The organism is Sphingobium sp. SYK-6, assembly GCF_000283515.1.
Taxonomy (GTDB): Bacteria; Pseudomonadota; Alphaproteobacteria; order Sphingomonadales; family Sphingomonadaceae; genus Sphingobium; species Sphingobium lignivorans.
In genome coordinates this window covers 2,877,122-2,902,696 of the sequence record NC_015976.1, presented here as the reverse complement: position 1 = coordinate 2,902,696, position 25,575 = coordinate 2,877,122, and the positions used below count along the sequence as shown (strand labels likewise).

At 63.8% G+C, this 25,575-nt stretch carries 25 protein-coding genes; 15 read left to right on the top strand and 10 right to left on the bottom strand.

Going from position 1 to position 25,575, the window contains the following annotated elements; all coding sequences use genetic code 11:
* The first annotated feature begins 248 nt into the window (after positions 1-248).
* The 4 genes from SLG_RS21430 (at position 249) to SLG_RS13335 (ending at position 3,587) form a co-directional block, all read left to right on the top strand.
* Positions 249-638, top strand: coding sequence for a hypothetical protein (locus SLG_RS21430; RefSeq protein ID WP_148276596.1), 390 nt, complete (start codon positions 249-251; stop codon positions 636-638).
* 333 nt (positions 639-971) lie between these two features.
* The gene (locus SLG_RS21425; RefSeq protein WP_148276595.1) at positions 972-1,103 is read left to right on the top strand and encodes a benenodin family lasso peptide; all 132 of its coding nucleotides are present in this window, start codon (positions 972-974) and stop codon (positions 1,101-1,103) included.
* Positions 1,104-1,155: 52 nt separating this feature from the next.
* Positions 1,156-1,806, top strand: a complete 651-nt coding sequence (locus SLG_RS20460; protein WP_014077008.1) for a lasso peptide biosynthesis B2 protein — start codon at positions 1,156-1,158, stop codon at positions 1,804-1,806.
* Positions 1,803-3,587: an asparagine synthase-related protein gene (locus tag SLG_RS13335; RefSeq protein ID WP_014077007.1), complete on the top strand. Its 1,785-nt coding sequence runs from the start codon at positions 1,803-1,805 to the stop codon at positions 3,585-3,587. Before SLG_RS20460 ends, SLG_RS13335 begins: the two co-directional genes overlap by 4 nt.
* Here the strand turns inward: SLG_RS13335 and SLG_RS13330 are convergent.
* The 4 genes from SLG_RS13330 to SLG_RS13315 all read right to left on the bottom strand — a co-directional run bounded on the left by SLG_RS13330 (position 3,541) and on the right by SLG_RS13315 (position 9,903).
* The gene (locus tag SLG_RS13330; protein WP_014077006.1) at positions 3,541-5,649 is read right to left on the bottom strand and encodes an Atxe2 family lasso peptide isopeptidase; all 2,109 of its coding nucleotides are present in this window, start codon (positions 5,647-5,649) and stop codon (positions 3,541-3,543) included. The genes SLG_RS13335 and SLG_RS13330 overlap by 47 nt on opposite strands.
* The gene (locus tag SLG_RS13325) at positions 5,643-8,243 is read right to left on the bottom strand and encodes a TonB-dependent receptor plug domain-containing protein (protein ID WP_014077005.1); all 2,601 of its coding nucleotides are present in this window, start codon (positions 8,241-8,243) and stop codon (positions 5,643-5,645) included. Before SLG_RS13325 ends, SLG_RS13330 begins: the two co-directional genes overlap by 7 nt.
* Positions 8,244-8,341: 98 nt before the next feature.
* On the bottom strand, positions 8,342-9,364 hold the full coding sequence (locus tag SLG_RS13320) for a FecR family protein (RefSeq protein WP_014077004.1): 1,023 nt from the start codon (positions 9,362-9,364) through the stop codon (positions 8,342-8,344).
* Positions 9,361-9,903: an RNA polymerase sigma factor gene (locus tag SLG_RS13315; protein ID WP_014077003.1), complete on the bottom strand. Its 543-nt coding sequence runs from the start codon at positions 9,901-9,903 to the stop codon at positions 9,361-9,363. The genes SLG_RS13320 and SLG_RS13315 overlap by 4 nt, the downstream gene beginning before the upstream one ends.
* Before the next feature lie 439 nt (positions 9,904-10,342).
* Here SLG_RS13315 and SLG_RS21770 point away from each other — a divergent pair, with 439 nt between their 5' ends.
* From SLG_RS21770 to SLG_RS20455, 3 genes are all read left to right on the top strand, one after another.
* Positions 10,343-10,558 (top strand): RNA polymerase sigma factor, encoded by a 216-nt coding sequence (locus SLG_RS21770; protein WP_014077002.1) that lies wholly within the window; start codon positions 10,343-10,345, stop codon positions 10,556-10,558.
* A 92-nt stretch (positions 10,559-10,650) separates the two neighbouring features.
* A complete protein-coding gene (locus tag SLG_RS13305; RefSeq protein WP_014077001.1) occupies positions 10,651-11,574 on the top strand; it encodes a nucleotidyltransferase and HEPN domain-containing protein in 924 nt (307 codons plus the stop codon).
* A 322-nt stretch (positions 11,575-11,896) separates the two neighbouring features.
* Positions 11,897-13,036, top strand: coding sequence for an HNH endonuclease (locus SLG_RS20455; RefSeq protein ID WP_014077000.1), 1,140 nt, complete (start codon positions 11,897-11,899; stop codon positions 13,034-13,036).
* On the opposite strand, the gene SLG_RS13295 is transcribed toward SLG_RS20455, so the two are convergent.
* From SLG_RS13295 to SLG_RS13280, 4 genes are read right to left on the bottom strand one after another with little or no spacing between them, the layout of a single operon-like run.
* The gene (locus SLG_RS13295) at positions 13,009-14,010 is read right to left on the bottom strand and encodes an O-methyltransferase (protein ID WP_014076999.1); all 1,002 of its coding nucleotides are present in this window, start codon (positions 14,008-14,010) and stop codon (positions 13,009-13,011) included. The two genes, SLG_RS20455 and SLG_RS13295, sit on opposite strands and share 28 nt — an antisense overlap.
* Positions 14,007-15,419, bottom strand: coding sequence for an ATP-binding protein (locus SLG_RS13290; protein WP_014076998.1), 1,413 nt, complete (start codon positions 15,417-15,419; stop codon positions 14,007-14,009). Before SLG_RS13290 ends, SLG_RS13295 begins: the two co-directional genes overlap by 4 nt.
* Positions 15,403-15,840: a very short patch repair endonuclease gene (locus SLG_RS13285; RefSeq protein WP_014076997.1), complete on the bottom strand. Its 438-nt coding sequence runs from the start codon at positions 15,838-15,840 to the stop codon at positions 15,403-15,405. Before SLG_RS13285 ends, SLG_RS13290 begins: the two co-directional genes overlap by 17 nt.
* Positions 15,833-17,020, bottom strand: coding sequence for a DNA cytosine methyltransferase (locus tag SLG_RS13280; RefSeq protein WP_231848673.1), 1,188 nt, complete (start codon positions 17,018-17,020; stop codon positions 15,833-15,835). Before SLG_RS13280 ends, SLG_RS13285 begins: the two co-directional genes overlap by 8 nt.
* Before the next feature lie 685 nt (positions 17,021-17,705).
* Between SLG_RS13280 and SLG_RS13275 the strand changes: the two genes are divergently transcribed.
* From SLG_RS13275 to SLG_RS13260, 4 genes are all read left to right on the top strand, one after another.
* A complete protein-coding gene (locus SLG_RS13275) occupies positions 17,706-18,185 on the top strand; it encodes an Hsp20 family protein (protein WP_014076995.1) in 480 nt (159 codons plus the stop codon).
* A gap of 85 nt (positions 18,186-18,270) precedes the next feature.
* Complete coding sequence (locus tag SLG_RS13270) at positions 18,271-18,792, top strand: Hsp20/alpha crystallin family protein (protein WP_014076994.1); 522 nt, start codon at positions 18,271-18,273, stop codon at positions 18,790-18,792.
* Positions 18,755-19,192: an NADH dehydrogenase ubiquinone Fe-S protein 4 gene (locus tag SLG_RS20975; protein WP_184154224.1), complete on the top strand. Its 438-nt coding sequence runs from the start codon at positions 18,755-18,757 to the stop codon at positions 19,190-19,192. Before SLG_RS13270 ends, SLG_RS20975 begins: the two co-directional genes overlap by 38 nt.
* Positions 19,189-19,830: an HdeD family acid-resistance protein gene (locus SLG_RS13260; protein ID WP_014076992.1), complete on the top strand. Its 642-nt coding sequence runs from the start codon at positions 19,189-19,191 to the stop codon at positions 19,828-19,830. The genes SLG_RS20975 and SLG_RS13260 overlap by 4 nt, the downstream gene beginning before the upstream one ends.
* Before the next feature lie 65 nt (positions 19,831-19,895).
* Here SLG_RS13260 and SLG_RS13255 read toward each other — a convergent pair whose 3' ends face one another.
* A complete protein-coding gene (locus tag SLG_RS13255; protein WP_014076991.1) occupies positions 19,896-20,165 on the bottom strand; it encodes an usg protein in 270 nt (89 codons plus the stop codon).
* Positions 20,162-20,395, bottom strand: coding sequence for a hypothetical protein (locus SLG_RS13250; protein ID WP_014076990.1), 234 nt, complete (start codon positions 20,393-20,395; stop codon positions 20,162-20,164). Before SLG_RS13250 ends, SLG_RS13255 begins: the two co-directional genes overlap by 4 nt.
* Positions 20,396-20,664: 269 nt before the next feature.
* Here SLG_RS13250 and SLG_RS13245 point away from each other — a divergent pair, with 269 nt between their 5' ends.
* From SLG_RS13245 to SLG_RS13230, 4 genes are all read left to right on the top strand, one after another.
* Positions 20,665-20,979, top strand: coding sequence for a co-chaperone GroES (locus SLG_RS13245; protein ID WP_014076989.1), 315 nt, complete (start codon positions 20,665-20,667; stop codon positions 20,977-20,979).
* A gap of 57 nt (positions 20,980-21,036) precedes the next feature.
* Entirely contained in the window at positions 21,037-22,659 is a 1,623-nt protein-coding gene (gene groL, locus SLG_RS13240; protein WP_014076988.1) for a chaperonin GroEL, read from the top strand.
* Between the two features lie 192 nt (positions 22,660-22,851).
* Positions 22,852-23,595, top strand: coding sequence for a trypsin-like peptidase domain-containing protein (locus SLG_RS13235; RefSeq protein ID WP_148276594.1), 744 nt, complete (start codon positions 22,852-22,854; stop codon positions 23,593-23,595).
* 392 nt (positions 23,596-23,987) lie between these two features.
* Positions 23,988-25,559 (top strand): hypothetical protein, encoded by a 1,572-nt coding sequence (locus SLG_RS13230; RefSeq protein ID WP_148276593.1) that lies wholly within the window; start codon positions 23,988-23,990, stop codon positions 25,557-25,559.
* The last annotated feature ends 16 nt before the right edge of the window (positions 25,560-25,575 follow it).

The following is a 25,575-nucleotide window of genomic DNA, read 5'->3' as shown; positions in this document are numbered from 1 at the left end:
TTGAAGCACAGCGGTGGTCTGAGATGCGCGATGAGTGGAGGAAATTGAAGGAGGTGGCATCGCCTTCGAAATAGCTCGCAACATCTCGTCGACCATTCTGGTAATCGTATTTAGCATTATGGCACAGGTTTCGTGTCCGCTGAAATCACGTCAGGAACCCGCAGGCTCCGACCTTTATACAAGGCATTCGAGGCGAAGACTGTTAACTCCATCTCGTTGTGCCATCGCCTGCGGCGGCGTCTCGTCGCTTGGGCTGGGTGGATGGTGCGGACCCACCCTGGCCGGATATTCCGATCGGCGAGGCGGGAGAGATCGAGGGCTTCGTGCTTGCCGTCCTCGCGCTCAACCACGATGCCGCCATGCTGCGGATTGATCCCGACCACGCTGGCGGTGTGTCCGTTCAACCGTCCCGCGCGGCGGTTGTTGAGGGTGAACTGGATGGGGTCCCAGTGCGCAGCCTGCTCGACCTCGACGAACGCCTCCGCCTGGTCGCCGCCCCATCTAGCGGGCGACCAGGCGATGCTCTTGCCCTGCGGCCTGGCGAGCGAGACCGTGCCCGCCTCGGCGTCGATGCTCTCTACCCTATAGGCGCGTCCCCGGCTCAGCCGCTGCTCGCGGTTCCCGCGCCGGACCAGTGACGATCTGGCCGGGGGCGTAGCTGGCGGCGTCGGAAGCCTCCGGTTTGTGACAATTATGTTGCAACGCATCATTCGCAATGCCTCAATGACGACTCGAGGCACGCCCGACCGGTGCGCTGCCGGGTGGCCGTCGCGGATGTCCAGGTCTTGCGACTAAAGGTGACGGTGCATGTCCAGGCATGTTCTCACACCCGGCTTCGGGCGGATCGGGATGTCGAAGCAGCGATCGCGGAATAATCGCGATATAACAGGATTATAAGCTTCGTATAATTATCAGACGCGCTACATTGCAGCGGTCATGGCCATGACGTTTCTCTCAAATGGAGGAAAGCCATGAACCACGAACATGAGACGGACGATCTGATCGAACTCGGCAATGCGAGCACCGACACGAAGGGCGGTGCCTTCATCGTCGAGGACAATGAAGGGAGCCTCAGTCTCCAGACGGGCCTCACCGACGACTGACGATACCGGTGCGCGTGCCACCGGCGCGCGCACCCTTTCGCGGGACCCCGCCATGTCCTTCCACATATCCGACGATATCTCATGGTGCGTCTGTGCCGGGCAGGCCGTCTTTCTCGACCTTCGGCGCGACCGCTATGTCCGCCTGCGTCCGGAGCAGAATGCGCTGTTCCTGCAATGGGCAGATACAGGCACGGAACCCGAGGGGCTCGACCGGCTTGCCGGGTGCGGCTTGCTGACGGCCGGGGCACCACGCCCGCCGATAGCTGTGTCGCATCCGCTTCCGGCCAGGGAGGCCGGTACGGAGCCACCACGTGCCGTGCGCACTTTCGACATCGTACGCGCCCATCTGGCATGGCGCCGCTCTTCGGCTTCGCTCCGCCGACGGCATCTGGCCGACATCGTATGCGAAATGGAAGCAGACACCGGAACCGTGCCCGGAACTGACGATGCGGAAGCGCGCATCGCACGCATCGCTGCCGCCTTCGCTTCCACTGCACTCTCGTTCCGCAAGGCGGATCAATGCCTGCCGCGCGCGCTTGCGGCATGGGCGCTTTGTCGCCGTGTCGGCGTTGCTCCTGCGATCGTGTTCGGCGTGCGGCTCGAGCCGTTCGCCGCCCATTGCTGGGTGCAGTGGAACGATGCCGTCGTTGTGGGCGGTCTCGAGGAAGCGCGCATGTTCACACCGATCCGGGTGATATCGTGAAACCCCGCTACCTGTTCGCCATCGCGCACAGCCATGCCCCGGCGCCGGACCCGAACTTCCTTGCTCGCAAAACTGGTCTTGAGGTGGTGCATGAACACTTTCCCCTGACCGTGCTGGCGAGTAGCACCTGCGGACGGCCACTCCTTCACGATCGGGGCGTGATCGTCGGCACCCTGTTTCCCCGACACGGACCGGCACGGCCGTTCGGCGTGCTCGATGACGGCCAAGCCGGCCTGATCCTCGCCGGTGGCGGCAGCGCCGCCCTGATGCGCTGCTGGGGTGCCTGGGCGGGTATATTCCCAGACGCTGGCGGATATCGCGTGCTGCGTGATCCATCCGGCCTGCTGCCCTGCTATTATGCTGAGATCCCGACAGCGACCCTGTTCGCGTCCGACGTCGAGCTCCTGCTGGCATCGGGAGAAGTCCGGCCGGCGATCGACTGGCGCGCGCTTCTGCGCCACCATTACAGTCGCGGTCTGCCGGAGGCCGGCACGGCTCTCGATGGCATCCGTGAACTGCTGCCCGGATGTTCGATTGGCGTGCCCGGTCATGAGCCGGGCCAGCGGCCCGAGTGGGCGCCCTGGCAGCATGTCGCTTGTCGTCAGGACGAACATGACACATCCGCTGCCGAACGGCTCCGGCGCCTGGTGTTCCATACCGTCGGGAGCTGGGCCGCAACCTGCGCGCGCCCGCTTGTCAGCGTCTCAGGTGGCCTCGACTCCTCGATCGTCGCGGCGTGTCTTGCCCGTTCGGGCCGGGATGTCCGTTGCATCACCATGTACACCGATGATCCCGCCGGCGACGAACGCAGCCATGCACGGGTGCTCTGTGCCCACCTCGGTCTTCCCCTCACGGAATGCCGCTATGCGCTCGAGGAGATCGACATCGACAGGCCTGTCAGTCCGCATCTGCCACGGCCGATCGGACGCACGCTCATTCAGGCCTATGAACGGGCGCATCTGGAAGTGGCCCGGTCCGAAGGAAGCGATGCCTTCATCACCGGCAATGGCGGCGACAATGTCTTTGGCTATTCCCAGTCCGCTGCCGCCATCACCGACCGCTATTTCGCCCGTGGCTTCACGCCCGGTCTGTTCATGACATTTCTGGACGTCTGCCGCCAGACCGGAGGCGGCCCGGGCGAAGCGCTGCGGGCCGCCTGGCGGACGCGCCGACGGCGGCGCTATCCCTGGCCATGCTCGGCGATGTTTCTCGATTCCGATGCCTGCCTTGCGACAGGGGAGATCGCGCATCCCTGGTTCGAGGCGCCGCCCGATGCCCTGCCAGGCAAGGCTGCGCACATCGCGGCGCTGCTGCGCGTACAGCATGTTCTCGACCCCGGCCGGGGCGCTTTCGCGCCCGTCCTGACACCGCTCGTCTCGCAACCCGTCTTGGAGGCCTGCCTCGCCATTCCGTCATGGCAATGGCGATCGGGCGGCCGCGATCGCGCCGTCGCCCGGCTGGCCTTCGCCGCCGATCTGCCGGATGCTGTGCTCTTTCGCCGGACCAAGGGTGGTCCTGACGGCGTCAGCGCCACCATCCTTCGTAACCATCGCGAGCAGATCCGGTCCCGGCTCCTCGAAGGCAATCTCGCTCGGCAGCAAATCATCGACCGCGATGCGGTCGACCGCCGGTTTCGCAGCGACATGCCTTTCACAGGTGAAGAGCAGGTACGCCTTCTCGATCTGCTCGATACCGAGGCATGGACAGGGGTATGGAGCCGGAAACTGGCGGACCTCACTTCACAGCCGGCGGTGCATCACGCAGGGCCTCCCAGTGCCTGATGTCCTCCTGCCGGTCGGGCTCAGCCGATTTCTCGCCCTTCAGCCAGAAATCGAACCAGTCAAGCGACCTGCGGTACATGGCAAGACGATGGGCAGGCTGCCATTTCACATGATGCTCGCCCGGGAACACGAACAGATCGATGGGCGCGTTCACCTCGCGCAGGGCGGTGTAGCTTTCCAGCGCGCTCATAAACTCATCGTCGGCCACCTGAAGGAGGATCGGCGTCCGGATTTTCCGGGCGTTCCGCGACAGGGAAATCTGGTCCCAGAAGGCTTCGCCGGCCTCGTCGGTCATCCCCGGATAGCCGACTGCATAAAAATGCCGTGCCGCGACCGGTCCGACCCGCGTCGGAAATGTCGTGTCGAAGCAGCAGCTGCTCATGGCGACCGCGGCGAAGGTCCGGCTGTGGAGCAGCGCATAGGCAGCGACCGTCGCGCCGTCGCTCATGCCGGTAAGGCCGACCCGTCCGGGATCGGCGATCCCGCCTTCTATGGCGAGCCGGACACCGGCCTCGATCGAGGAGAGGGCGCTCTTCCTGTTGGAAAAATCGGCAAGATTGCCGCGTTCGAGTTTCACGACATCCGCCTTGCCGCTTTCCGACCCCGTGAACGCGGGCCGGCTGACGCTGAGGACGGCGTAGCCGCGACCCGCAAAGGCCTGAATGGGATAATCGTCACCGGTGCCGCCGCGCAGGAAGCCGCGCGTCTCATATTGCACAACAACCAGCGGATAGCGTGTGCCTGACCGGTAGCCGACCGGCAGCACGAGATCGGCGATCGACGGCAGGCCGAAGGTGTTGCGCAGATGCAGCCGTTCGACCTGTCCCTTCTGCAGCATGGCAAAGCCGGGATTGGGGTCGAAGATGACCGTGCGGCGCCCGGTCGCCGGATCGAGCCGTTCAAGCCGCCGCGGCGTCAGCGACGCCTCGCGCAGACACAGCAGGGTATCGCCATCGGGCTGGCAGTCGGCCAGAACATCGTCGGTTATGTAGAGGCGATGTGGTGCGGCGACGCCGGGCGTCCATTCGTAGATGGCCACCGACCCGTGTGCCCAGCCTTCCTGATGGAAGAACCGGACGCGCCCGTTGTGCGTCCACCAGGGCCGCCGCGCGTCCGCGCAGACGAGTGCCGCGCAGGTGACTGCCTTGCCATTGCGGTCTTCGGCCATCAGCCGCCCGCGCCATGCCCAGAATGTCGCGGACGGAATGGCGAGCCACGCCTTTCGTCCATCGCGACCACGCGTTTCGGTCCATGCGACTTCCGTGACCGGGGACCCCGGCAGCAATGCGGTCTCGATTGCGGTCGCCGGACGGATTGTCCCGGTCCCGAGCTCCTGTGCGACGACCTCGCGCGGGAGCGGCGCGGTCGGAAACGGGCGGTCGCTGGCCATCGGTGCATAGCGATCGTCATAATGAAAGCCGGACAGCCCCTCACGGTCGATCGCCCGTCGGGCGGCATCGAGTGCCGGACGGCTCGAGAAGACGAGCGTATGACCATCCGGAGCGAACCGGAAATCCTCCACATCGCTGGCGCTGTGGGTGAGGGGCATGCTGCCGGACCCATCCACGTTGGCGCGCCAGACCTGGGTGAGGCCGTGTTCGCGCTTCAGATACGCGATCCAGCGCCCGTCCGGAGACCATCGCGGGGTGATCGGCCGGGCGATGCCGGTCGGGAAATCCGCTTTGTCGCGAAAGTCGAAATGGATCCGGATGAATTCGCCGCCGGAATCGATGATACGTGGATGCGCGCCCTTCCGCAGATCAAGCACGACCATCGCCAGGCAATAGCCGTTGCGGACCGGGTCGGCCCGGCGCAGCTGGAATGCGACGCTCCTGCCGTCGGGGGACAGCGTAAACAGCCGCGCGTCGAGCGAAGAAGCATCCACCGGGCCGATGTCGCGCAGCCTGACGAGATCATCAGGTGTGACCGGACGCACGGGAAACGGTCCCTCCGCCTGCGGAACGATATCGCCGCAGGGCGTTGCCGTATCGGCAAGCGCCCTGCCGGGCAGGAGAGCGAGCAGCACAAGGCCCGCCAGCAGCATCCGCATCGCGCTCACCATGATTTGGTCACGGCCAGGCTGATGAACCGTCCGATCGACGACTGGTTCGTCGAATCATAGGGGATCGCCGCCGGGTCGGAGGTGAAGATGGTGTGCGGCTTCTCGTCGAGGACGTTGAGCGCCGACAGCCGGAATTCCAGGCCATGGAGCAGGCCCCGGTCGTCCGTGGTACGGATGCGCGCGCTGAGATCCACTGTCGGGAAGGCCGGGATATCGCCCGGCGACGCGAGGCGATTGTCATAGACCCCACCGGAATAGTTGAAGAAGGCCGTGAACCCGGTGTTGCCGCGATCCCAGCTACCGCCTGTCCGCACGCGCCACGTGGGAGGCGTGAAGATCACCCCCGATCGCGCAAGCACGGGCTGGCCGGGGCTGAGCTGCCGGCTGGCATCGAGATAGCTTGCAGTCGCGCTGAGCGTCAGCCTGTCGCGGGGACCCGGACTGATCCGGTATTCGATGTCGAGATCCACGCCGCGGGCATGCTCATGCGCTGAATTGCGCAGACGTCCATCGAGGATCGCGCCGACCCTTGCCGGATCGAACGGCTGTCCGGTCGCATTGGTGATTGCCTGCGGCAGACCATCGACGATGGCCTGCACCGCTGCCGCTGAAGGGGCCATGAGGACGAAATCGGCGAATGCCGGATTGGCGAGCGCCGACAGCGTATCCGAGATCGGCGAGGCGATGCGGTCGCGATAATCGACGTCAAACCAGCTCGCGCCCAGTTTGAGGCCCTCGAGGAATTGCGGACGCACCTCGAACGACGCGGTCCAGGTCGTCGCTCGCTCGGAGCGGAGGTCGGGATTGCCCCCGCTCAGCACCAAAACCGTCGCACCGGACGGCAGCGCCGGCACCGGCTGGGGCGCGAACAGGCTGCCGGGCAGAAGCCCGCCGGCTTCGACGCGGTTGACCTGATCGAGCGTCGGAATCTTGTAGGACCTGCCCCAGCTGAACCGCAGCGTCACATCGCGATGCGGCGCATAGATGATGCCGAGCTTGGGCGTCGCCACCTGTTCGATGCCCTGGTAGCGTTCATATCGCACGGCCGCACTGAGCTGCAGCTGCTCGACAAGCGGCATGCGGTTGTCCGGCCCCACCAGCGGCACCGAAAGCTCGCCATAGGCGAAGAGGCTCCTGCGCGTTTCGTTCCCGCTTCGCGTCGTCCGGGTAACGCCCGCACTCGTCTGCGTGACGTCGATCCCGAGATCAAACTGGCGCCAGCCGCCGCCGACGGCGAGACGGGCGTCGCCGCCGGGCATCCGGACCAGCGGGCCTTCGGCGCCGGCCTCGATATTGATAAGCCTGTTTTCGTAGATCAGCCGCCCCGGGGTCTCGATGCCACTCCGGAAATTGCGCGAGCGGATATCCGTTTTGCTGACCGAGCGGGTCGCCTCCAGCGAGGCGGTCCAGTCCGGGGACAGATCGACGCGCAATGTCGGCGTGACCGACCATGAGCGAGCGGCAGGATGGTTGACGAGACCGTTCACGAACGGGTCGGTCGTGGCCGTGAAGGCATTTGTCTTCTGAAGCCTGCGGTCGGAGAACTGCCCGTCGAGCTCGAAGGTGACACCTGGCGTGAGTTGCTGATGGCCGGCCAGCACGACGCTGGTCTGCGACTGTCGCGCGAGCAATGTCTGCGATCCGTTGAGCTTGCGCGTATAACTTCGGTCCGAGGCCAGGACCGGTGTCGAATGATCATAGTCCGCCGCGACCATGAACCCGCCCGACGCCCAGCGCGCGCCGGTCACAGCGCTATATTGCTGCTGGACATTGCCGCCTTCGGTCGAGGCACCGAACCGGGCGGTCGTCTCCAGACCGCTATAGTCGCGTCGCAGCCGCAGATTGACCACGCCGCCGACCGCATCCGAGCCGTAGAGCGCCGAGGCACCGTCCGCGATCACCTCGATCCGGTCGATCGCGGCGAGCGGAATAGCCGATACGTCGACGCCCTGGTTCAGCGCGTCATAGGCGATGCGATGGCCATTGATCAGCGTCAGCGTCGCGTCGGCACCAAGCCCCCGCAGGTTGAGCGTCGTCGAATTGTTGATATTGCTCTGGCCGCCCTGGTCGCCGCCGCCCGCCACGCCGGGATTCTGCCCGCCTGAGAAATTCTGGGGCAGGATACGCGAGAAGCCGGCCATATCGTCGATGCCCGCATCCTCGAGCGCCTGCCGTGTCGCAACGATCTCCGGCGACGGGCTTTGCGCGCCACGGATGCGCGTGCCGGTCACCACGATCTCGCCCGGCCCCGGATCGTCCTGTCGGGCGGCATGCGGCCGGGCCCGTACCAGCAATGCGCCGTCGCGCTCTTCGACGACAAGGTCGCTGCCGGCCAGGGCTGCGCGCACTGCGGCCCTGGCCGTAAGGCGGCCGCGTACCGCTCGTGCCCGGCGCCCCCGGACAAGCGCCTCCGCGAACAGGATGTCGCGCCCCGACCGGCGCGCGATCGCCCGCAATGTCTCTCCCAGCGCCTGCGCGGGAAGATCCCAGGTCGCGACGCTCTCCGTCTGCGCCTTCGCCGATGCTGGCATGCCTGCCTGGATTGCCGCCGCCACGAGGCAGCCGGCCGTGAACGCCCCCTTGCTGATTGTCATCGTCACCCCTTTTCCTGCCGGCTTCAGGCCGGCGTCACGGGGCTTGACGCAGCGATTGCGGAACTACGGGGTGCGGGGAAGGAAAAACTGTCGCCGTCTTACGGTCGCAGCACGATCTCCTGCGGATCGCTGAAATCTGCGGTCCCGTCGAACAGGGCCGCGAGGCGCCGCGCCAGCAGCGACGTGTCGTCGACCCGGAACCGTCCCGATACGCGGCGGGCGCCGAGCGAGGCGTCAGCCAGCCGGATAGGACGCACGGCATCGCGGTTCGCCTCGGTGACCAGATCCGCAACCGCAATGCCCGTGAAATCGCGCGCAGGAGAGGGGAGGGGGGACGGCGGCGGATTCGCCGCGCCCGGGACCGACAGTCCCGTCCCGGAAACCGCCGGCTTCGCCGCGAACGACACGCTCTCGCCCGCCGCCAGCCGCCGGACCGCTTCGGGTCTGTTCTCGCTGCTCCGCCCCGGCAGCGCGACATCGACCGCACCCTGCAGCAGATGCACGTCGACATGTCCCCGGCCTGTCAGGGCGACCTCGAAGATCGTGCCGCGCGCCGTGACGCTGCCGCCCCCGGCGAGAACGACAAAGGGCCGGCGTTCATGCGCGACCTCGAACCTCGCGCTGCCGCGTTCGAGGCGCAGCTGGCGCATGTCCGCGCTGAACCCGGTCCTGACCATGCTGTCGCCCTCGAGCCGGACGACAGAGTCATCGGCAAGGCGGATCGTCCGCGTCTCGCCCGCGACGGTCGACAGCAGCCGCGTGTCGTTGCCACGACCGGCCACGACGGCGGGTACCGCGCCGTCAGGGCCTGGCCTGTACAGGGCGAACCAGCCGGCGGCGCTGAGCAGAAGCGCGATGCCGGCCGTCAGCGCGGCAACCCCTGGTCTGCGCCGTCCGCGAGCGCGCGCGGCTGTCCCGGGTTCGGCAAGCAGCTTGCCCAACGCGAAAATCTCGGCCGCCCGGTTATAGGCACTGCGGTGCGCGGCACCCTGCGCGAGCCACCCATCGAACGCTGCCCGGTGCGCGTCCGCATCGGGACCGCGCATCCGCGCGAACCAGGTCGCGGCTTCGCGCGCGAGCCGTTCGGGCGGCTCTGCCGGCGGTGCTTCAGGTTCGTTCATTGCTCCAGGCCCTTGCCGATCCGGACGATCGCCTCGGCGATATGCCATTCCACCGTCCGGTGGCTGATCCCGAGCCGCGTCGCGATTTCCCTGTAGCTCAGCCCTTCGATCCGGTGGAGCAGAAATACCTCGCGCATCCGTTCGGGAAGCGCGTTCACTGCGGCCTGGTAGCGGTCGCGCATCTGTGCCAGCTCGATGGTGTCGGCCTGCGAGGGCCGCACGCCAGGTTCGCTGTCCTCGTCGAGCGGAACATGCGCCGCGCGCGCAGCGAGACGGCGCGACCGGTCGATGAGCAGGTTACGGACGATCCGGTTGAGAAAGGCCTCCGGCTCGCGCAGTGCCTGTCGCGCAGCCGCGCCCAGCAGCCTGACGAACGCGTCCTGCACGAGGTCGTGCGCTTCCTCGGAGGAGCGCAGCTGCCCGCGAAGCCGGCGGCGGAGCTGCGGGGCCTGATCGCGGTACAGGATATCGAGGTGCGCCCTGACACCGTTGCCGGCATCGGCGGGCGGTACATCGTCATCGTCAGGGGGCTGCGCCATTGCGTCAGCTGCACGGTGAATTGCATCCGCCCGGAGCGGAGGCACGCAAAAGGGATCGCACGAGATCAGGTCCCGTGCCGGGCGATGCCTCGGATATGTCGTCCGACCAGGATGGATGGACGCTCGTGATGCCTGGCGGTCGGTTCCGCAGCCGGCTGCCGGCCTTGTCCGGCTGCACCTCCATCCTGCGCGAGATTGGCGGGCGATGCAATTGACAGCGGTGGCTGCCCTTCATCTCCCCTCGGAACTGCCTGCTGCAGGCGGATCGCCGGGCCGGTGGCAGCCGACCCTGGGCACGACGCGGCGAACCGCAAGCCGATGCCCGGCTGCTCCGCTGGCGCTGCGCCCCTGCGGGTGCGGTCCGCCTCACTGCGTCGCGCTCCTGGGGATCGCTGCCTGCCGCCAGCCCCGGCGGCGCCGCAGAAAGGAGCAGACAGGTATGACCGGAATCGATGAGGACCCCGACCGGATACGCGCAGCCGTCGCAGCGCTCCCCGAACCGATGCGCTCGGTGTTCAGACTGCATTCTGCAGACGGGCTGGACTATCCGACGATCGGCAATCGGCTGGGCATCAGCGTATGCGAGGTCGAACGTCAGCTGGCCGCCGCCATCGTGGAGATTGGCCGGACGTTGAGCAACGCGCCCGACGGGTGAGCGTCTCCCCAGCCGTTCCGGCAACGTTCCGGACCGCTTTCCTTCTCAATCCGGTTGCATAAGCGCCGGTCCCGGTTAGGATTCCTCTTCCGATGCATACTGATCTCGATCATCTTCCCCCTGCGAAACGCCGCGAGCTGGAGCGCGTGCTCCAGATTCTATTCGAGGAGTTCGATGAAGCGCGCGCACTGGCGACGCAGGACTGGAAAAAGAAGGGGCGCATCCTCAAGGTCATCCTCTACGGTTCCTATGCGCGCGGTGGCTGGGTCGACGAGCCGCATACCGCAAAGGGCTATCGCTCCGATTTCGATCTGCTGGTGATCGTCAACGACAAGCGGCTGACCGACCGCGTCGATTACTGGTCGAATGCCGATGACCGGCTGATGCGCGAGACCAGCATCGTCAACAGGCTGCGTACGCCCGTCAATTTCATCGTCCATTCGCTCCAGGAAGTGAACGACGGGCTGGCGCATGGTCGCTACTTTTTCATGGATATCGCCCGTGACGGAATCGTCCTCTACGAAAGCGACGACCGGAAACTGCGTACGCCCATGCCCAAGACGCCCGAAAAGGCGCTGGAGATGGCGAAGGAATATTACGAGGAATGGTATCCCAGTGCTCTCGTATACTTCAGCAGCGCACGTGATCTGATCACACAGGGACGATCAAAAGAACCAGCCTTTCTCCTCCATCAGGCTGCGGAAAGGCTCTATCACTGCGTGCTGTTGGTCGTGACCTTCTATACTCCTCACGTCCATAACCTCGCCTTTCTGCGTAGTCAGGCCGAGAGGCTGGATGCGCGGCTGGCTCAGGTCTGGCCGTCGGATAATCGCCGCGAGCGTGCGATCTTTTCCAAACTTAAGGAAGCCTACGTCAAAGCCCGCTATTCGAAGCATTACCGGATCACGATGGAAGAGCTGACCTGGCTGGCCGACCATATCGAGGAACTCGGGCGCGTGGTCCACGCCGTCTGCTCCGAGCGCATCGCCGAACTTGAGAGGGCCGCTCGCAGGTAGCTGCTACACTACGCACGATCTGAGGGGACAACCGGTAGGACACGACCGAGATGTTGGACACTCCGGAACGGCTCCTTTCAGGTGCGCAAATTGGAATAGCGGACGATTCTCGCGAAGGGTTGTCGAGACAGCTTGGCGCCCTAAAGTCGCTCGTTTAGCCGTCGCACCACGGGATCAGAGTGCTGCCATTCGCATCTGCGCTGTACGCGCGCTTGCAGGTCAAACCGCGAGGAAAGGCGAGCACTGGTCGACGCACGTCGTATCGCCTCAGGGTAATCAATGATGCTTCGCTAAGCCGCTATCATCCGGTATCTGCCCGGGAATGAAGTTTCGCATCACCGAGGAGGGAGGAGCTCCTCTCGACGCCCACGTCCTGCTCGAGGCGGGCGCGATTACGCTGCTCAGCCGGGGCGGCACCGCTGGTTCAAGCAACTCCCAGAACCAGGACTACCCCACGGCGTTGCGCCTGATCCTCCGACGGCTTCGGGCCCGCGGCCGCGCGATCACGGGCGCGTGGGTCGACAGCGCGCCGGTCCAAGCGCTGCCCTTGCCCGAGCGCCAGATCTACTTCCCAGAGGATGCCGCGGAAGACGCGAAGTCGCTGTTTTCACTTTTCGGAAGGCGCATGGAACGGATCGGGAAGGCGCCGAATGCCATTCCGAACAAGGGCAATCGCAACAAGCGGCCGCGCATCGCTGTCGGCACCGGCTCGATCGGCGAGCTCGCCTCCGTGATCGGCGCAAGGCCCGAAGCGAACGTCCCTCGCTCGGCCCTGCGGCTACCTGCCAGCGATCTCCGCAGGATTTCTGAGACGGACATATGGTCCGCTATCGAGCGTCTTCGCGACGGAGACGTCGATCACGGCTTCGACGATGCGCTCGAATACGAACTGGTTGCGGAGGACGGCAGACGTTTCCCGCCCAAGGCTGTGTTCGGCCTCGCCGCTTCGGACGCCCTCGGCTTTCCGGTACGGCCCGCGAACTTCACCGGCGGCGTCGGGACTGTCTGCTTCGAAATGCTCGAGAGGGCCGGCTGGGCAATCATTCGAAAAGGGGGAGCCGATCCGGGCGACCCTGCGGATGCCGACAGCGAAGAGCGCGAGTGGGCGGAAGGCGACGAGCGGCGGCTCGCCCATCTGCGCCGTGAAAGGCACCCCGGCGTCGCCCGGGCTAAGAAGGCCGAGATGCGCCGATCACACGGAAAGCTCTTCTGCGAGAGATGCGGTCTCGATCCCGTCGCCGAGTTCGGTCCGGATGGGGAAGCGTGCATCGAGGTTCACCATCGCGCAACCGAGGTCTCCCGTATGGCTCCCGGTCACCGAACCAAACTTGCCGACGTGGAGTGCCTTTGCGCCAACTGCCATCGCATCCGACACAAACAGATGAAGCGAGCGGCCTCCGAAGGGTCGAACGAACCCGTCGCGGCGCCAGCCCCTCAGGCCATCCGCACGAATTGCGGATAGAACCGGAAGTGCTCGCGGTACTGCGATAGCTTCGTGAGCGTCGAGGGCTCGTCGTCCCCGAGTTCGAAGCCGAGTTCGCCCGCAATCTGGCGGTCGTCCATTACGTTGATGTGCCGATCGATCAGCATCTTCTCCCTCAGGGAGAGATCCGGCACGTCAATCCGGGTGACGCTGCCCCAACCAGCCGCTCGGTGCTTCCATTCCGCTATCCACGGCATGGCCATGAACGCGTCCGCCTCTTCCGCAGGAAGCAGAATGGCCGTTACCGACAGCATGGTTGTGCCGTCCGAGTAGGAGGTGACGGCAAGCGGCCTGACCACAAACTTCTTGCGCTTCGTCCCTTCCATGGCAGCTACGCCCACGGCCCTCGCTAAGGCCGCAGGGAAGCCGGCGGTGGTCATCTCGTCGGCTGTCGCGTTGCAAGGAAACTTGCGCAGCTGGCTCTCGAATATCGCCAGCCGCCAGTCCCTAATCGTCTTGTACTGTTCCGGCTTCTTCGCATCGGACCCCTTAAGCGTTTCGGCGTTCGCGTTGATGGTAATCCGGAACACATCGAAGGGTCGACCGAAGCCTACCAGGGTAGAAAATTCCTCGAGTTGGATCAGACGCTCTGACGGCTTCACGAAATCGAGCCAAACGATGAAGTTGGCGTCCTCTGGATATTCCGAACGGAACTCGGAGAAGCCACTTACGAAATCCTTCGATTCCCGCTCGAGGCAGCTCACGTCCTCGAAAGGCTTGTTGAAGTTCTGCCGCGGCACGACGCGCGCAAACTTCTCGATCGAGACCGACCCTGCCAGCTCGAAGGCGAAGCGGATCGCCTTGTGGTCGTCGAGAAACTTACCGCCCATAGACACGTACACGCTCTGCGAGAGCGGCCGAACGCGGTCGAGGCGGTTGAGGAGGTCGACGAAGATCTGCCGGTCGACGTACTTGTTCGGCCGGAGGTGATAGGGGACGTCGATACCGCTCACGAGCGGGCGTCCTTCAGCACGTAGGAGAAGCACTCGTTGCCCACGTCGCTGGGTTTCTTCGCGCGATCATCGAACAGATACTCGGCAGCCTCCGCGATCTCAGCGGCGGTGCGAGTGAACGAAACGCGGCGCGTCGGCTTTTCCGCCGGCGGCATTGGCAGCTTGGGACTGAACCGCTTCGCGGCGACTTCGCGAACGTCGCGCAGCTCCGCCGCGACCGCACGCTCGAAGTGCGATACGGTCATGGGCTTGGCATTCTGGAAGAACTGCTCGGTTTCTTCCTCCATTCCCTTCCACTTGTTCGTAAACGATGTCGCGCCCTTGAGCCCCTCCATCGCGTAGTTCCTGGCCGTCAAGTAGACTTCCGTCGCTGCATCAACGCCGCGCTTGGTCGTCGTAAGCGGCAGCTTGCTCGCGTTGTTGCTGGTGAAGCTCATGACGCCGCTGATCGCGATGAACTGATTGTGGTACTTGGGGACGTTGTTGTCTCCCCACCCCGTCAGCCGGCTCTTGTCGTTCAGAGTGACGACACGGTCATTGCATATGATCGTGACGCCGGCGTCGTCGCTCGTCCGCGACGCGTCCTGCTCTTCGTCGATCTCAGTTTCGGTAGCCAGCGGACGACGGAAGCCGACGGCCACGAGGTAGCGGACCTCGTCCAGCTCGCCTTGAAGCAAGTAAGGCGCCATTCCGTCCTTGCCGACGTCGTCCGTGGCGAAAAGCGACAGGATGCGCGGCTCGACCGGCGTCCCGTTCAGCTCCACCGAAAACCCCTTCGAGATGATGTAGCCGTAGTAGGTCGAGATGGCGTCCCGCAGCTCATCCAGGAACGACGAGTCCTTGGAGAAGTCCTCCTTCACCGAAGGCAGCAGATCCTCGACGGTGATGGTCGTGCCGGCGCCGTCCGCTCTTTGCTCGGCTGACCAGTCGATGGGAAGGTCCCACGTCTCGTTGGACTCGTCCATCCAGGCTCTGTCGTAGTGGACGAGAAACGCACCGCCTTCCGGCTGCGAGTGCACTTTGGCATCGCGCCCGAGCTTGAAGATCGCACGCTTCATGCCGATGCCGTACATGCCGATCGTGGGCAGCGCCTTGTCGCGTTCCATGTCTGGCCGTCCCAAACGAAACGCGCTGCCCGCCGCGATATCCCGCGGAATACCGCCGCAGTTATCGGACATAGCGAAGCGCTCTGGGCTGGCTTCGATCTTCGCCCAATAGTCTTTGTACGGATTTGCCGCGTTGAGGTCTCGGCCCGAATGACGCATTGCGCCGTCGACGCAATTGTCGAGCATGTCGAGAATGGCGTCCTTCAGTTCGATGTCCCGCGTGAACATCGAGATGAAGAACCGCTTCGTCGGTCCCGCGAAGATCGTCGGCGGGGCCGCCTCTTGCTCAGTCGAGTCCGTCATCCTTCCCCCCTCTGATAGACCGCACCGATTCGAGCTTCTCTCTCAAAAGCTCTGAATCTTTCGTATCGCATTCCCAGATCGTCAACACTCGCCAGCCCATCCGGATCAGTTGGGTCTCATTTCTCTCGTCGCGGGCGACGTTGCCCTCGAACTTCGCCTGCCAATATTCCGTACGCGACTTCGGCGACGTCGCCTTCCGGCATCCGGCGTGACGATGCCAGAAGCATCCGTGGACGAACAGGACGGTACGATACCGAGGGAAAACGAGGTCGGGGCGCCCGGGCAGATCGCGCCTGTGCAGTCGAAATCTCATGCCCATGGCGTGCGCCATGCGGCGCACCGCCATCTCCGGCATCGTGCTCTTCCCTCGGACTCGCGACATCAGCCACGAGCGTCGCTCGGGCGTCAGGCGGTCAACCATTCACCGAAGCGGCAGCAAGCTCCGGAACGGTGTCGGATTTCGGTTCCTGGCTTGGCGACGCGGCAAGCCGGTCCCGCACAGCAGCCAGCACCGCCTCTCCAATAACGGGGGACACGCTGTTGCCGATCATTCGGAAGCTGTGCCAGACCGTCGGGTGGAAGCGATGGTCGTCGGGAAAGCCTTGGAGTCGCGCGGCTTCCCTGACCGTAATGACGCGATCCTCTTCAGGATGGATGGGGCGAACCGACTGGAAGCTCCCGCGGTCGGCGCCCGTCCCTGCACGCAGCGTGGGGCACTGCCTGTCCCATGCCAATCGCGGATGCCGACCGACCTTGTCGAAGCCGCCCGTCGGAACCGAAGCGAAGCGCCGGACCACGCCCTCGGTATGCGTCGTAGGCCGATGACCAGTAAACAGGCCGCCCCGACGCAGTTTCATCGCATAGGTCGATGGCCGGAACGGACGGGTCGTTTGCCACTGGTCGAAACCCTCAGGATCGACGGCGAGTTCGCGCGCTGCCTCCAAATCGGCGATCGCGTCCTCGACGGTGGCCGCAGGCCGCATCCCGGCTTCGACGTCGGACCGCCGGACCGGGGCTTTAAGGTCCTTGCGCGTCCCGATCACGAACAGACGGGGCCGCGTGGTCGCCGCACCAAACGAGGCCGCGTCCCACACGACCGGGCCGAGAATATCGTAGTCGTCCCGCACTAGATCGAGGGCGGCATCGAGCGTCGGCCGGGCAGAGGGGAATCCCAGACCGCGCACGTTCTCCATGACGAAGAACTTCGGGCGCACTCCCGCGACCAGTCGGAAAAAGTGGCGCAGCAGATCCCGGCGCGGATCCTCCTTGCAGCGCAGGCCCATCTCGCTGAAGCCTTGACACGGTGGCCCACCGATAATTCCGTCGACGTCGCCGCCCGCATCGCGTCGAAGACGCTCTCCCGACGTCCACGCGAGGTTGCGAAGATGCAGCGGCGTCGAAGGAAAGTTCAGCCCGAACGAGGAAGTGAGGATCGGATCGCGATCATAGGCGGCAACCACCTCGAATCCGGCCGCGTGCGCACCCAGCGAGAATCCGCCGGTGCCGCAGAACAAATCCACGATTTTCAGGGGCTCGCGTCGTGAATTCGAGGGGAGACTATCGGGGTCGTGAAGCGCCATGATGCGACGATCGTCGATCACCGCCGATTGCGCAAGAAAAATGCGCTCGCAGGAGGAGGCGTTTAGTTCACTCCCTCACTTGGGAGTCAATAGATGCGGGTCTTGGCGCACTCGTGGTAAGGCTAGAGAAGTCTCTATCGGCGAGAGCCCCCGGAAAGGACGATGAGCAGACGGTCAGTTTTTCTCCGGTTTCTCGTCCACAGTAGTTGCTATCGGCCATGGAGGCGCCAAACCTCGCCGAGTGAATGTACGGCCGGTTTGAACGGCCAAGCGAAGTATCGCGAACGGCGGCTTTGTTGGCGAGAGCGCGCAGGGCGGTTCTTACTCGAATGTCATCGCCTTCCTCTCTCCCCCTTAGCCTTTGCTGCTTTACGTCCCGTTTGGCGGTCAATCTCCAGGAACGTCTCCCCTACAAGGTCGCTTAGCAGGCGCAACGCCATCAACATCATGCGAGCCCTCCCTCGTTTGCAACGGACGGCGTTCAGCGTTTAGCGATCAATACGGCCGGATTTGCTGGAAAGGATGTTGGAATCCAGGTCGGCTGGCTTGAGGTCGACGTGCCTACCGATACAGGTCTTGAAACGAAAAAAATGCTTTCTAACTCATCCTTGCCGGGCGCCGTGTTCGGGTCCGGTGGGACATAGGGGGCGTCGGCTCTCCTTTACCGACGCAGCTCATGCCCAGATCGCTTTAGGAGGATTTGGAAATGAGAACCAACTTTGACTTCACGCCCTATCGGCGTTCCACGGTCGGCTTCGATCGTCTGTTCGATTTGCTCGAGACCGGCATGCGCGGCGACGCAACCGATGGCTATCCGCCCTTCGACATCGTGAAGGAAGGCGAGGACAGCTATCGTATCACGCTTGCGGTAGCTGGCTTCCGCCCCGACGAAATCGAGGTGGTGGCCCAGCAGAATCAGCTCACCGTCACCGGCAAGCGCGCCGATGAGGACGGCAAGGGCGAATATCTGCACCGTGGCATCGCAACGCGCGCGTTCGAGCGGCGCTTCCAGCTTGCCGACCATATCGAGGTCGGTGAGGCCAGCTTCGACACCGGCCTGCTCAGCATTGCGCTGAAGCGGGTGGTTCCCGAGGCGATGAAGCCGCGCCGCATCGAGATTGGCGGGGCGAAGCCCGCTGGCGAGCGGATCGAGGCGCCGAAGGAAAAGGCGCTCGAAGCGGCCTGATCCATAAACAAAAGTGACTTGCCGGCGCTGCCTTCGGGTGGGCCGGCGGGTCATGCCATTCCAGCCAGAAAAGGAGATGACTATCATGGCATTGCGTGATCTGATTCCCTGGAGCCGGCAGGAGAACCGGCTGCCCGCGACGGTCGAACCCGAGCGGGAAGCGGCGTTGGAGTCCCATCCCCTGCTCTCGCTCCATCGTGAGGTGAACAGGCTGTTCGACGACGTTTTTCGTGGCTTTGGCGTGCCCGCTTTCGCCGGCTTGGGCCGCACGGCGAGCTGGCCGCAGGTGGAGCTGGACGAGAACGACACCGAAATCCGCATCACCGCGGAACTGCCAGGCCTCGACGAGAAGGACATCGATATCCTGGTGGAGGACGGCGTGCTCACGCTGCGCGGCGAGAAGCGGGCCGAGGTCGAGGACAAGAAACGCGGCTATTCGGAGCGCAGCTACGGCCGTTTCGAGCGACGCATCGGCCTGCCGCGCGGGATCGAACGCGACAAGGCGCAGGCAAGCTTCCGGAGCGGTGTGCTCACCGTCACGCTGCCCCGCTCCGCGGAGGCGAATGAAAATGTCCGGCGCATCCCGGTCAACGCGAAAGCGGCTTGATCCGTCGGTCCGGGGCGTGAGCCCCGGGCCGTGCCGTTACGGTCACGCACCGCGGCAATCGGCGGCGAATGACAATCGCGGCGCTCATCCGGCGTGGGGAAGCACTTTCCCACCGGACGCGCACACGATCATCGAGCCGATCCGGCTGCTCGGCGATCGCGTGCCACGCAAGCTGCGCGACCAGTGGCGTCTGCGGTTCGAGCAGAAGGCGCCGGCGTTCGCCGACCCGCTGACCGGGTGGACCGGTGGCAGCGATCCTCTCGTCCATGTTGGACTGCGCTTTCCCAACGCGGAAGCGGCGGTTGGATACTGCATGCGCCAGGGATTGCCCTATACGGTGCGGGCTTGGCCCGGGGATCACAATCAACGTCATATCAATAGTGAAGGGAGAAGTAGATGACTGGATCATCCGCTACTCTCCCGCTCCAGGAATTGGGGCGGGACAACCCGTCTGAGCCGGTGCTGACCACCCGTCATCCCGGCTGGTTCATCTTGCGCGGCGTGCTCGCGCTCGCGCTCAGCGTCGCGGCATTCCTGTTCCCGGCGAATGCGCTGCTCGCCTTCACCTTGCTGTTCGCGGCCTATGCCGGCGCGGACGGCATCCTGTCTTTGATCGCCGGCATCCGGCGCGCTTCGCGCAAGGAAAAGCGCTGGTGGAGCGCGCTGCTCCGGGGCGTGGTTGGGATCGCTTGCACCGTGATCTTCGTGATCCTGCCTGGTCTCGCCGTGGTCAGCTATGCGCTCGTGACGCTAGGCACCGTGATCGCCTGGGCGCTGCTGACCGGCGCGTTCGAGATCGCGGCCGCCATTCGGCTGCGCAAGGAGATCGAGGGCGAATGGTTGCTGGGTCTCTCCGGAGCGCTGTCGTTCCTACTTGGCCTGGGTGTCTGGGCGTTCCTCTGGCTGCACCCGGTCGCGACCATCCTCTCCGTGGGGACGATGATTGCCGTCTGGGCGTTGTTCGCCGGGTGTGTGTTGATCGCGCTCGGCCTGCGTCTACGCAAGCGCGAGGCTGGCAGGAGCGAAGCCGCCGCCTGAAGCGGACGCCAAAGAAAGGCCCGTCATCCCGGAAGCGGGACGGCGGGCCTTTGGCGCGTGGTCGTTCAGTCGAGCCGAAGTTCGCCACGCGCGGCACGCCATTCCGTCGGCCGGACCAACTGGTCATGAGCGATGCGGATGGAATGGAGCGCCGCCTCGATCTCCCGGTTCCAATGGTCGATGAAATCGAACAATACCGGAAAGTCCGGCGCCAGGTCATATTCCTGCCAGACGAACAGTTGCAGCAGCGACGGCGCATCGGGGCGATAATAATGGATCTCGGCCGTCGTCAGGCCATAGCCCTGCAACCGCATCATGAACGCGCGATCGGTCATTGCAGCGACGTGTGATCCAGCCGTTTTTCCAGCGTCCGCATCGCGGCGAAGATGTCGTCGACCGGCACGGCACGGCGGGCACCGGGCGGTTTGCGCATTGCCGGCTGATCCTTCACCGCCGACCGATCCGATGCCCATGAAGCGAGGATGGCGCGCTTCACTTCCGGCTCCAGGCTCGGATGGCGCGCAACGTCGAAGGGATGCAGGAAACGGGAAAATGGCTGCGACATGGCTTTGCCTCCTTTCCTGATGTCGCTCCTTTCACGAGTGCGGCGCGCTGCCGCGCTGGCAAATTTTGGTACCTGGATGAGTCGCGTCAAGAGCGGAATTGGCGACTAAGCCACCGATAACAAACAGATTGGCACTTTGTGCAGGAGAGTGCCAAAAATTTCATTCCGGCTCTTGAATGGAAAAATATGACTTCCTAGCTCCGCCACACCTGTCGTTCGTATGAACGGCCAGGGCCATCACATCCTGTTTTGCATCTGGAGGTTTTGCCATGCATTTCCGCCCCTTGCACGACCGTGTGGTCGTCCGCCGCATCGACGCCGAGGAAAAGACCTCGGGCGGCATCATCATCCCCGACACCGTCAGAGAAAAGCCACAAGAGGGCGAGGTTCTCGCCATTGGCCCAGGGGCGCGCGACGATAAGGGCCAGTTCGTCGAGCTGTCCGTCAAGGCGGGTGATCGCATCCTGTTCAGCAAATGGTCCGGTACCGAAGTCAGGATCGATGGCGAGGATCTGCTCATCATGAAGGAGAGCGATATCCTCGGCGTCCTCGACAACGTCGTACCGCTCAAGCAGGCGGCCTGATCCACCGCCCTCACCACAAACATTCAGGAAGGATATCAATAGAAAGGAGCAAGGCAGATGGCTGCCAAGGAAGTGAAGTTTGCGTCGGACGCGCGTGATCGCATGCTGCGCGGCGTGGATACGCTTGCGAATGCAGTGAAGGTGACGCTGGGTCCCAAGGGCCGCAACGTCGTGATCGACAAGAGTTTCGGCGCGCCCCGCATCACCAAGGACGGGGTGACGGTCGCCAAGGAAATCGAACTGGCCGACAAGTTCGAGAATATGGGCGCGCAGATGCTGCGCGAAGTCGCCAACAAACAGAATGACAAGGCAGGAGACGGCACGACCACCGCAACCGTGCTCGCCCAGGCGATCGTGCGCGAAGGCGCCAAGGCCGTCGCAGCGGGCATGAACCCGATGGATATCAAGCGCGGCGTCGACTTGGCCGTGGGCGCGGTTGTAAAGGACCTTGAGGCCCACGCGAAGAAAGTCGGCGCGAACAGCGAGATCGCCCAGGTGGCGACCATTTCGGCCAATGGCGACGCCGAGGTCGGGCGCATCCTCGCCGAAGCAATGGAAAAAGTCGGCAACGAAGGTGTCATCACCGTCGAGGAAGCCAAGAGCCTGGAGACCGAACTGGAAACGGTCGAGGGCATGCAGTTCGATCGCGGCTATCTCTCGCCCTATTTCATTACCAATGCCGAAAAGCTGAAGGTGGAACTCGACGATCCCTACATCCTGATCCACGAGAAGAAGCTTTCCAACCTGCAGGCGCTGGTGCCGCTGCTTGAACAGGTCGTGCAGTCCGGCAAGCCGCTTCTCGTCATCGCGGAGGATGTGGAAGGCGAAGCCCTCGCGACGCTGGTTGTGAACAAGCTGCGCGGCGGTCTGAAGATCGCGGCCGTGAAAGCGCCTGGCTTCGGTGACCGGCGCAAGGCGATGCTTGAGGACATCGCGATCCTCACGGGCGGCAATGTGGTCAGCGAAGAGCTTGGCACCAAGCTTGAGAATGTCACGATCAACATGCTGGGCCGGGCCAGGAAGGTCACGATCGACAAGGACAACACGACCATTATCGACGGTGTGGGCCAGAAGTCCGACATTGATGGTCGGGTCGCACAGATCCGTCAGCAGATCGAAACGACCACCAGCGACTATGATCGCGAGAAGCTGCAGGAGCGTCTCGCGAAACTGGCTGGCGGCGTCGCCGTCGTCCGGGTCGGTGGCGCGACCGAGGTTGAGGTCAAGGAAAAGAAGGATCGCGTCGATGACGCGCTTCACGCAACCCGCGCCGCGGTCGAGGAAGGCATTCTGCCGGGCGGCGGTATCGCGTTGCTGCGCGCACTGAAGGCGCTCGAGGGGCTGAAGGTTGCAAACGACGACCAGCAGTCGGGCATCGACATCGTCCGCCGCGCGCTTCGCGCGCCCGTGCGTCAGATCGCCGACAATGCTGGCGAGGACGGCGCGTGGATCGTCGGTAAGCTGCTGGAGAGCGACGACTATAACTGGGGCTTCAATGCCGCGACCGGCGAGTATCAGGATCTCGTCAAAGCCGGCGTGATCGATCCCGCCAAGGTCGTGCGCACCGCGCTGCAGGATGCAGCGTCGGTTGCTTCGCTGCTCATTACCACCGAAGCGCTCGTCGCGGAACTGCCGAAGGACGAGAAGGCATCGCCCGCCATGCCGGCGATGGACTTCTGAGAAAGGCGGGGCTGGCTCCGCGCCGGCCCCAAACGCGATTCCAGAGATGAAGCGGGCTCCGCGTGACAGCGGCTTTTTCGCATGGGAGACTTGGTCGTGAACGGGGGATCGGCATCATCCGGGCGTTCGCGGAGCTTCGCGCTTGCGCTTCTCGCCATATGCGGGCTTGGCAGTTTTGCCGGTGGCGCCGCGATGACCACGCTGTTCGAACAACCGGAAGCGCGGGCCGCCGGGTCTCTGCCGGTCAATGCCGTTCGGCTCGATCAGCTTACGCTGGCGCCACTTGTCAGGCAGGTGTCGCCGGCGGTGGTCAACATCGCCGTCCTGCAAGCGTCGCCACATCTTCAGAATCCGCTTCTGCGCGATCCCTACTACCGCATGTTCATGGGCGTTCCTGACGAGGCGCTGGCGCCGCGCGTCTCGGCCGGTTCAGGTTTTATCGTGGACGCTGCGCGCGGGTTGGTGGTCACGAATCATCATGTGATCGCCAATGCGCGCGCCATAGCGGTCGGTATCGGGGATCGCAGAGTTGAGGCCGAACTGATTGGCAGCGACCCCCGCACCGATCTCGCGGTGCTGAGAATTGCCGCGCGTGGTCTTCGCCAACTTCCGCTGGCCGAGGCGCGGCGCACCGAGGTCGGCGACTATGTCGTGGCCATCGGCAATCCCTTTCAAGTCGGTCAGACCGTGACGTCCGGCATCGTAAGCGCGATCCGCACCTCCTCTGACGGCCGCTATCGCTATGTGCAGACCGATGCGCCGATCAATCCCGGCAATTCCGGCGGGCCGCTCATCAACATGCGCGGTGAAGTGATTGGGGTGAACAGCGCCATCATCACGCCGGGCGACGGCAATGTCGGCATCGGTCTTGCCGTGCCGGCCGATGTTACCCGCACCGTCGTCGAACAGCTTACGGGTACGAAGCTGCCCAAGTAGATAAGCTAGGCATTGACTCTGCTGGTATTAGATCTGGGCGGTGAGAGCGGTGAGCAGTTCCGGCTCTTCTGCTTTGTCGGCGTGAGTGAATGAGGCAAGAACAGTTCTCAACAAAGCCCCTGAACGGATGGCAGATATTAGCGCGCGCAAAATGGCAAGGGAACGACTGAAATGTCGGCGGCAGGTGCCGACCGCTGTTGGCCGTTCACATACCCTCGCTTGGAAGTCTGAAACTCACCCCGAAGTCGCCATGGGGATGGGCGACATATTAAGTTCCCGGATTGTCAGGCTTCCGCAGTTCGGCAGGCAATCTTTCTACGAGTCCCTCCCAATCACACGAAAATCTGCTACTAATATGAGAGCGTTTCAATTACGCCACAGGGGGTATGGAAATGAAGCGGCTTGGCTTACTGGCTATTTTATTGACCTCATCGGCCTGCTCACATGTCGATACAGGGCAGATCGACTATCGTATCGCCGATGCACCACCCACCACTCTATCCACCAAGTCCATGGCTGCAGACGCCACTAACAACTGCAGTGGCGCCATGACAACACTGTGCGACCCAATCCTGCCGTCGCGCGTTGTGCGCCGTTATATGCCAGATCCGAAGACTGGATGGGACGCGTTCCAGTCGAACGACGTCTACTCGATCGAGATCGAACAGGGCATGATCGGCAGCAATATTCTTGAGGGGAAGATACTAGGACGGGAATTCGGCAAGACCGCGGAAATCGCGATCCTCGCCAATGTCTTCGAATTTGCGGGGCAGAGCGGAGATGCGGCGACCCGCCGGTTCCTGGAGGCGGGCGAGTACCCGGGCAAGTCGGATGATCCTAGCGATGTCGAGCTTAAGCTCGTCTACTTTGGTGAGGACATTCGACGCCAGCAGGCCTTCAACTTCAGCAATATCCCGCTCCGCGCTCGCACTGCATACGGTGGCGGCTCTATCGGCATCCAGATCGTCGTGATGGAGGTGGACGCCCAGGCTGGTCCTATCTCGTCGCTCCTCACGACGCTGGCCCGCTTTGGACAACAGGCTCTACCCGGTCCTGGCGAGGCAAAAGACATTCTTTTTGATCTAGGCGAGAGCCTGCTCGCGGGCAGCAAGGACGATAAGCTTTTCGAATATCGGTTCGTGCTCTCATCAGGTGTCGCGGATACACGCGCGGTACAGGCAACCTTTGCGCCTGGTCGCTATGTGCTCCGGCGCTCTCAGGTCCGTGACATGGATATGGACTGGGCAAACTTGCGCCTCGACAACAACACCTCTCGGCTTTTCCAGAAGAAAAAAGACGCCTTGGATAACGATCCCTACGTGGAGGTTCGGTCCGATCTCTACATGGTAATGAATGTCCGCCGCTATCCGGCGGGGACTGCCCCCGAGTTCTATCTTCAGAAGGACTGGTCCGACTTTCGCGGTGCGCTTCAGATCGCCGCCGACGTGAAGGCCGCGCCGATCGATGCCGTCACAGCCGACGTCGGCAGGATGCTCGTTAAGGCTCGATCCGGAAATTGGGGCAATGGGTTGGCTCTGAAATGGTCGACGGCCCGAAACCTACTCGAAACCTATGGTATTCGATATGCCGCTCTAACGACCAAGTGCGATGATGTTCAGATGCTGCGCGATCTCGATGTTTCCGAACGCGAAGCCCGTGATGCCATCAGGAATTTTCGGGCAGAGTACCAGCAGGCCGCCGCAGCCGAGCGCAAGGACGAAACCGGCAAGGCGATAGGACCCGAGTTCCAGCAGGCAGACCGCGAAAAGCTCGTGTCGCTCGTTTCGACCTTTTTCCTGCCATGGACGACGACAGGAGCCGACCGGACGGCCTTTGCGGGCGCGGACCCATTCGAGAAGACAATGATAGACGCGTCGGCCAACGGCGATCTTGCGCTCGTCGCGCTCACGGCTGCCGCGAAACGCGCTGACGGGAGCGCCAAGTGCAACGTGCTGCCCACCTAGGTGATGGCATGATCGG

Coding starts and splice junctions, on each gene's coding strand:
- SLG_RS21425 (WP_148276595.1), top strand. CDS start 972: ATGAACCACGAACATGAGACGGACGATCTGATCGAACTCGGCAATGCG.
- SLG_RS20460 (WP_014077008.1), top strand. CDS start 1,156: ATGTCCTTCCACATATCCGACGATATCTCATGGTGCGTCTGTGCCGGG.
- SLG_RS13330 (WP_014077006.1), bottom strand. CDS start 5,649: ATGGTGAGCGCGATGCGGATGCTGCTGGCGGGCCTTGTGCTGCTCGCT.
- SLG_RS13325 (WP_014077005.1), bottom strand. CDS start 8,243: ATGACAATCAGCAAGGGGGCGTTCACGGCCGGCTGCCTCGTGGCGGCG.
- SLG_RS13320 (WP_014077004.1), bottom strand. CDS start 9,364: ATGAACGAACCTGAAGCACCGCCGGCAGAGCCGCCCGAACGGCTCGCG.
- SLG_RS13315 (WP_014077003.1), bottom strand. CDS start 9,903: ATGGCGCAGCCCCCTGACGATGACGATGTACCGCCCGCCGATGCCGGC.
- SLG_RS21770 (WP_014077002.1), top strand. CDS start 10,343: ATGACCGGAATCGATGAGGACCCCGACCGGATACGCGCAGCCGTCGCA.
- SLG_RS13305 (WP_014077001.1), top strand. CDS start 10,651: ATGCATACTGATCTCGATCATCTTCCCCCTGCGAAACGCCGCGAGCTG.
- SLG_RS20455 (WP_014077000.1), top strand. CDS start 11,897: ATGAAGTTTCGCATCACCGAGGAGGGAGGAGCTCCTCTCGACGCCCAC.
- SLG_RS13290 (WP_014076998.1), bottom strand. CDS start 15,419: ATGACGGACTCGACTGAGCAAGAGGCGGCCCCGCCGACGATCTTCGCG.
- SLG_RS13285 (WP_014076997.1), bottom strand. CDS start 15,840: ATGGTTGACCGCCTGACGCCCGAGCGACGCTCGTGGCTGATGTCGCGA.
- SLG_RS13275 (WP_014076995.1), top strand. CDS start 17,706: ATGAGAACCAACTTTGACTTCACGCCCTATCGGCGTTCCACGGTCGGC.
- SLG_RS13270 (WP_014076994.1), top strand. CDS start 18,271: ATGGCATTGCGTGATCTGATTCCCTGGAGCCGGCAGGAGAACCGGCTG.
- SLG_RS20975 (WP_184154224.1), top strand. CDS start 18,755: ATGTCCGGCGCATCCCGGTCAACGCGAAAGCGGCTTGATCCGTCGGTC.
- SLG_RS13260 (WP_014076992.1), top strand. CDS start 19,189: ATGACTGGATCATCCGCTACTCTCCCGCTCCAGGAATTGGGGCGGGAC.
- SLG_RS13255 (WP_014076991.1), bottom strand. CDS start 20,165: ATGACCGATCGCGCGTTCATGATGCGGTTGCAGGGCTATGGCCTGACG.
- SLG_RS13250 (WP_014076990.1), bottom strand. CDS start 20,395: ATGTCGCAGCCATTTTCCCGTTTCCTGCATCCCTTCGACGTTGCGCGC.
- SLG_RS13245 (WP_014076989.1), top strand. CDS start 20,665: ATGCATTTCCGCCCCTTGCACGACCGTGTGGTCGTCCGCCGCATCGAC.
- groL (WP_014076988.1), top strand. CDS start 21,037: ATGGCTGCCAAGGAAGTGAAGTTTGCGTCGGACGCGCGTGATCGCATG.
- SLG_RS13235 (WP_148276594.1), top strand. CDS start 22,852: ATGACCACGCTGTTCGAACAACCGGAAGCGCGGGCCGCCGGGTCTCTG.
- SLG_RS13230 (WP_148276593.1), top strand. CDS start 23,988: ATGAAGCGGCTTGGCTTACTGGCTATTTTATTGACCTCATCGGCCTGC.